Source organism: Paenibacillus sp. PAMC 26794 (genome assembly GCF_000316035.1).
GTDB lineage: Bacteria > Bacillota > Bacilli > Paenibacillales > Paenibacillaceae > Paenibacillus.
On the sequence record NZ_ANHX01000039.1, the window covers coordinates 1 to 6,513 of the forward strand.

General features: G+C 36.3%; 9 protein-coding genes. All 9 read right to left on the reverse strand.

The genetic code is table 11. The features are described 5' to 3' along the window. Positions 1-239: 239 nt before the first annotated feature. Complete coding sequence (locus D829_RS0115665; RefSeq protein ID WP_017689859.1) at positions 240-446, reverse strand: hypothetical protein; 207 nt, start codon at positions 444-446, stop codon at positions 240-242. A gap of 12 nt (positions 447-458) precedes the next feature. Continuing rightward, the gene (locus D829_RS33435; protein ID WP_017689860.1) at positions 459-752 is read right to left on the reverse strand and encodes a hypothetical protein; all 294 of its coding nucleotides are present in this window, start codon (positions 750-752) and stop codon (positions 459-461) included. 455 nt (positions 753-1,207) lie between these two features. After that, a complete protein-coding gene (locus D829_RS0115675; RefSeq protein ID WP_017689861.1) occupies positions 1,208-1,693 on the reverse strand; it encodes a hypothetical protein in 486 nt (161 codons plus the stop codon). 227 nt (positions 1,694-1,920) lie between these two features. Further along, a complete protein-coding gene (locus tag D829_RS0115680) occupies positions 1,921-2,526 on the reverse strand; it encodes a hypothetical protein (RefSeq protein ID WP_017689862.1) in 606 nt (201 codons plus the stop codon). Between the two features lie 401 nt (positions 2,527-2,927). Further along, positions 2,928-4,733 (reverse strand): serine hydrolase domain-containing protein, encoded by a 1,806-nt coding sequence (locus D829_RS0115685; RefSeq protein WP_017689863.1) that lies wholly within the window; start codon positions 4,731-4,733, stop codon positions 2,928-2,930. Positions 4,734-4,844: 111 nt separating this feature from the next. Further along, on the reverse strand, positions 4,845-5,219 hold the full coding sequence (locus D829_RS0115690; RefSeq protein WP_017689864.1) for a hypothetical protein: 375 nt from the start codon (positions 5,217-5,219) through the stop codon (positions 4,845-4,847). Positions 5,220-5,330: 111 nt separating this feature from the next. Continuing rightward, complete coding sequence (locus D829_RS0115695; RefSeq protein WP_193748480.1) at positions 5,331-5,600, reverse strand: hypothetical protein; 270 nt, start codon at positions 5,598-5,600, stop codon at positions 5,331-5,333. Then, positions 5,585-5,773 carry a hypothetical protein gene (locus D829_RS0115700; protein WP_017689866.1) on the reverse strand — a complete coding sequence of 63 codons (189 nt, stop codon included), beginning with the start codon at positions 5,771-5,773 and terminating at the stop codon, positions 5,585-5,587. Before D829_RS0115700 ends, D829_RS0115695 begins: the two co-directional genes overlap by 16 nt. 47 nt (positions 5,774-5,820) lie before the next feature. Then, positions 5,821-6,276: a hypothetical protein gene (locus tag D829_RS0115705; protein WP_017689867.1), complete on the reverse strand. Its 456-nt coding sequence runs from the start codon at positions 6,274-6,276 to the stop codon at positions 5,821-5,823. Positions 6,277-6,513 lie beyond the last annotated feature (237 nt).

Genomic DNA, 6,513 nt, shown 5'->3' on the forward strand with positions numbered 1-6,513 from the left:
GGCTATCCTCATCCAAAAAGGGAATCAGATGACCTTCCGATGCTTTCGGAACATATATGATCTTCAAAAGTAAAGATGGGCACAGCAAGTGCAAACAAAAAACTGCCACTCCATGTAGCTTCAACAAAGCATACCTACTGTCAATTTGTCCTCATGGATAACAGTAGTCGATTGAACCCGCAGGTATTTCGTCTGGGGATATACTTTTACCCAAACATATACCGATATTTTTTTACCGGCTATAGAATGGTTAATTTGAGTAGAAACAACTTCAAATATTTGCTCTTCCCCATCCGTTTTTTTTGATGATAATCTTGTTTACCGATCATCTCTTTGATTGTTGAAGGAAGTAGTTCATCCAACTCTTCTTTGGCCCCCATGACGATGGTTCCGAATTCCGGTGTATCGAAGACTAACCCCACGCCAAACAGCATTTTAGTTTCCATTCGGTGGCCTCCTTATCTCTGATCTATGAATAGCTCGCCTTTGACATCTCGCACTCTGAGATCGGCATTACGAAGTCTAACCATCGTATCTCTCAATAAAGCATACCGTTCAGTAGAATTGAGTTCAGGAGCAAACCTTGCTGCCCGGATACTTGCCTGAGCCTCATTAAGAGCATAGTTCTTTTTGATGACTTCAGGAGGAAGATCATAAAGCGGGAACGCTCTACCTGCAATCGAAGCCTCATAATGTCCAACGATCTCGTGAGCTATTGTAGCATTCATTGAAATTCGAGTATTGGCACTCAAAGTCCCTACTCCAGGAGCTGCTGCTGGTAAAACATCCGTATTGATAATCAAGGATTATACAACATGCCTGTATTCCCCAGGTATCATAATAACCTGGTTGTGCGATTAATTTACAGTTATATGGATATATGCGCTTATCTTAGTTGTCTCTTTCATTGTAACGAGGTCATAATTAGGGGTTGAGACTCCAACAGTAGAGATAGTAATACTAGCAGCCTTAACAAGCTTTTTTTTTATTTTGGATAAATTATATGGGAATATATCCTAATGTAATTACATGTGGAGAGAAGACCACCACTAAGCGGCTCCGTTTATTATTTAGAAAGTAATAGAAGTTTTGAACTACTGAGTTTTAAATGTTGTGATTCTTTAAAATTCAATATTAGTATTACCTTTTTTTAATCCGCTTAGATATTCACTATTTTGTTGCTAGAATAAAAAAATACGACCTACAACTAAGTAGATCGCTCTTGAGAAATTGTCTTATTATACAAGTCTTCTCTCTTTATTAAAAGTATCTCTGAATAAAGTTTTGGGTCTGTACTTAATATTATTTCCCCAGTAGAAGTGCTTTTTATAATGTAGTACTTCCTATTTTCCAACCTTAAAAAATAGTTATACTTCATTTTCACTATTGAAGGGTACATTGTACTAGTGAAAATAATTATGCCTAAAACTACCATGATAAAAAACTGAATTATAATATAATTCCAACTTAAAGGATTTCTGAAAAAGAAAATCCAGCTACTAAAAGCAACAGCATTAATTAATGTTAAATATAAAACTATTAGAACTCCTCTAGTTATTCTTTGTTGATCATTCATTATGATCTTTTCAAATGTTGATGTCTTAATCATAGCAAAAGATTTAATCATTATACCAAATAGGGCGATTAAAGATGTTGCACCTAACAAGCTTAGAAACGTTGTTACATTCATCATTCCAATTTCCTCCTTAATATTTAATATTTCGCCATTTAAGGAACAGATAATTATTTAAAAAGCAGGTTTAGCAAGAGTGGAGCATATTCAGTAACCGATTTTGAAAGTATTCAGAGTGTTGAGTGCAGACCACATAGATACGTGTCAGTTCTTGAATTAAATATCCATGAACGTTTTTAGATTTAAAATTAATCAGATAGGCGTTAGCACTTTAAAGAGAAAAGTGATCACTCGTCCGTTTTGTGTGGGTTCTTATCTTGAATTGCATTAATAACATCTGATAGTTTAGGTCGTTTGAAAATGATTTTTCTGTAAACTTTAGGCCCTATAAAGTGAACCTTCACATCGTATAAAATTGAAATATCTTCAACGACGATGTGACCAACTTCGTGAATATCATCAGTAAGTGAAGGTACAGATGTTAGCATCAATTTATTATTAAAAGTAACTTTATGTATCATTAGCGGTTCATAATTATATTTTTCAAGATAAACCCAGTGATATATTGCCTCTCTCTTTTCAATCCATCCATTAAAGAATGACATGACGACAAAGTACACCACAAAAACAAAAAGGATATAAGGCAATGTGAATTTAAAGGTGCTGTCACTAAGAAAGGTATCTCCAAGCAAAATAAAAAATAGAGCAATAACTGTTCCAATTGCGGATAAAGCACTAATCTTCACTATTATTCGATAGAGATTTTTTCTTGGAGATAATAAAACTCTTTCATGCTTATTTGTAAGCAATAACAAAGTCCCTGAAATAATTACGATTAACACAGGAGTTAGGAAAGCTATATAAGTTTGATAGCTGCTGAGATTTTCTAACATTCTATTCCCCTCTTTCCAGATAATATTAATAATATCGGCAGAATAGAGTTAAAGTTTTATATATGACAGATTGTTAAGCCAAGCGCGATAATAACTTTGTGAAAGATTCGAGAGTGGTTCCCCAACCCAAGCATTTTCGTGGTCTGTGATTGATTAAATCGAGTTAATCGGCAAGGTCCTCACCCTGTACTTAGACCGACTCCTTAATGAGATTAACAACCCTTCAATATGCCGAGGCACAAGTTGCCAAAAGACGCACTAACACAAAGACAGCAGCCCCCGATAAGGAACTGCTGCCTTTACTCCTTTTAATTGACCCCATTTAATATATCAGTGATATATAGGCGTCATCCGCCGAGCCATTGTATTGCTTGGAATATCTACATCCAGCGTTTGGCACTCTAAACATACAAATTCCATCCCACAATAAAAGCAGCCAAGATAAAAGCCGAGATGCTAGACAAGATGCACATCACCTTTTGCTTTTTGCTGTAACTGTTCTTCCGCAGTTTGTAGATAAGCAAGCAAAGATACGCCACTGCTAGAACCACATATAGTAGGTTAAACATTAAATTGATGCGTATCGAAGAATAAGCAGGATAATTTGGAAACCTCAACTTCGTTTGTAAGATGAAAAGATTAAGAAGGAGTGCCACACCTGCAAGGTTAATTGCAAGATGATATTTATTAAAATTGGTGGTAGGCTTTCCTCGTTTATTTCGTTTGTTAAGAAGCATCCGGATTACATAACCGAGCAAAGCAAATAAACTGAAAATGGCGGCAAGCACAGCAGGAACAAAAGATATCTTTATCAAGTTCACCTTTGCATTCGAAACAGGCAAGTAATCAATGTAAGGAGTAAAGGAAATTTTATCAACAACCCCATCATGCTCGACAACATTATAAGAACTACTTAATTCAGCTTTTGTGAATTTCCTGATATCAAGGGCCGTAAATAAATTAGTAAATCTAAATGCTGCCCGTCGTGCGGATTGAAAATATCCCCCCCCCTCCGAAGTAACTATATTAGAATTGGCGTTATCACCGAAAATTTCTTTAATAAGTCCATAATAATAAATTTCTTCAAAAGACTGGTTTGTCATGACCACCATCCCAAATTTAGATTCGGGATCAAAGACAAGTTTGCTGGAGAATGCTTTCAAATTCCCCTCGTGCATCAGTGTAGGCACCCAGTATTCCATCTCAACGAACCCATGCGCAAATCGCGGAGTAGAAGTCCCGTCATAATATAGACTTGTTGACAACATTTCGTTTAATGTATCCCTGTTCTTAAATAATACATTGTTATCATCCACAGGCATCAACGCTGCAAGGAATTTGCCTAAATCTTCTGCTGTCCCAATCGCTGCCCCTGTAGGATAAAACGTTACGTATACTCTGTTCTCAGGGATCAGTTTTAAATCTTTTGTATACCCTTCAATCTCATTCCTTCTTTGTACTAGGTCTGGATGATCCTGCCCCGTTGGATGAATTGAAGTGTCGTTCATATGAAGCGGTTCGAAAATATGTTGATTGACATACTCATAAAAAGGTTGGCCACTTATCTCTTCCACGATGTAACCGGCTAGACCAACGCCGTAGTTCGAATAACCCACTATGCTATTTGGTTTATAAATCTGTTTCGGCTCATTTTTACGCAACGTTTCTCCTAATTCTAACGTTTCATCCTCAGAGTAATAAAACACCTCGGCCGCTGTCTGATCTTCCCAACCCGCATTGTGATGCATCAGGTTCAATAGGGTAATTGGATCATCGTATTTCAGCTTTTTGAAGAATCCCTCTGGCAGATATTCTTGGATATCCGTCTCCAGATCAAGCTTTCCTTGTTCGACAAGCTGCATCACACTCGTATAGACCAACAATTTAGAGATGGAAGCCCATTCAAAAACGGTAGAGGTATCCGCCTTTCGCTGATTCTCAATATCTGCATAACCATATGCCTTATTCACAATAGTTTCACCGTCTTTGATAGCCACAACCGAAACGGCAGCGGTATACTTCTCATACGAGGCTACATAAGCATCAATCGTCTCCTCTAAATTGGATAAAGGGATCCTGGATGGTGTAGTCTCAACCTGTTTCTCTTCAGCGTGGGCAGGTACCACTATTGCCATAATGATAAATATGAATGACAGAACACAAGCGATTACTTTGTTTACCGTGTGATGTCCACGAATCATCTGCATTAGCTTCTCTCCTTTTATATGAAATGTTAATTTCATCTCTTGTTTTCACGTATGCGTTTTCAAAAGAATCCACGTGGCTCCAAATTATTTTCAAATGCAATTACACTCCATTCAGGAGAGAGGTCGGAGAATTTCACCTTTCCAATTAACGATGTTTATTTCTTTATCTTTCAAGAGGCACCAATCAATGATTTCACCTATCAATTTTGGCGTGATGATCTCATCGCTCCATTTCGGTGTTAGTACTCTTCTGTATCCTATATATTCTGTTGTCCAGCCTTCGAATTCTTCTCCGATGATGACTATATATGGGGGCTTGTTCTTAATACTGTGTTGTCCCACTTCATAAGTGACGATTAACTTCTTATCCTCAGAAACGATATGTAATTTGATTATTCCTTCATCGTCAATATCCGGTTCAACATACCAATAAAACAATCGATTGGAGCGAACGATTTTACGTTTATATTTTTTTCTTACGCCCATAACTCACCTCACATATTCCTTTTTCTCTGTATGCAGTACTTCAACAGTTTGCCCATCCACATGAACACTTTGTTATCCGATGTTGATGGGCCTTATGATTCATTCATTTTATTACTTTGTTATTCTTTCTTTATTGCCTGATATGACTTCATGAATTTCATCATATAATTGTAAATCTATAAATTCTTCATGAATCCATAGTCCTTCCTCAACATCTCCTCCCCCCATACCTCCACCGATCCCATCACCAGGAAAGAGTTTTTCGTAATATAGTCCTTGGCCTTCTCCATCATTACAGTCCCATGCAATGGTATCTAAATCTTTTAATAGAGTATGTAATGTCTCTTTACTACAGTTTACTAGTTTCATAGGGCAAGACAAATAGATCTGTCCTCCATAATTACATATGCATCTGGAGTATCCAGAGCTTTCTTAAAACTGTCTATAAATTGACTGTTCGGTAGTCCATTTGCTTCATTAAGCATATGTCGAACAGGGCTATGGTGCTCTGGAATTACACCCAGCTGATTGTTATCATCTTTTTTTCTTTCCATAAAGATACACCTCTTTGTTAGATATAATTTCTTAAAGTCATCTCAAATTAGTTATTTACTTCATTCATTCCTATAACTTGTTCAAATGCTATATTAAATTCTTTAACATCAATGTTTAACTTGATTATTCCTTCTTTATCAAGCTCTTTTGTATCTAATTTAAAAGTACCTGTCAGTTCTTCTGAAGTATCACCATCAATTTTCTCATTTATGTCCAATTTAATGTCTCTATCAATTAATCGCTCCTGAATCTCCTTACTTATAATCGGTTCAACTGTTTTTAACATTATTGATTTATTGGTTCTATTCCGTAGATTTAAATTGTATGTTACGACTGTAATACCTGCATCTTCTTCGCTCTCCCCCAGTCCAAATGAAATAGAATTTATTATCAACCCATCCTCAACAATTTTATCCGCCTTCACACTGTATGAAATGCAACCACTTAGGGCCACTATTATTAAAAGAAATAGTAAAATCATTGAACGCTTTTGATTCTTCAATTTGGAAACTCCTTTAATTTTTTGGACTTGCTTGTTAATCGTTTACTAGATACCAACAGGGATGATTGAACAGACTGAGAAGTGCAAATTCGTCCATTAACCCCACTGATATAGATCTAAGATAAATACTTCATCACTTAGCGAAAAATAAATCTGTTCCCAATCAAACTCATCTTTACATTCAACCTCTGTTACCAGTCTATAAGCTTTAACATTTGACCCCTTCAAAGAATTCTT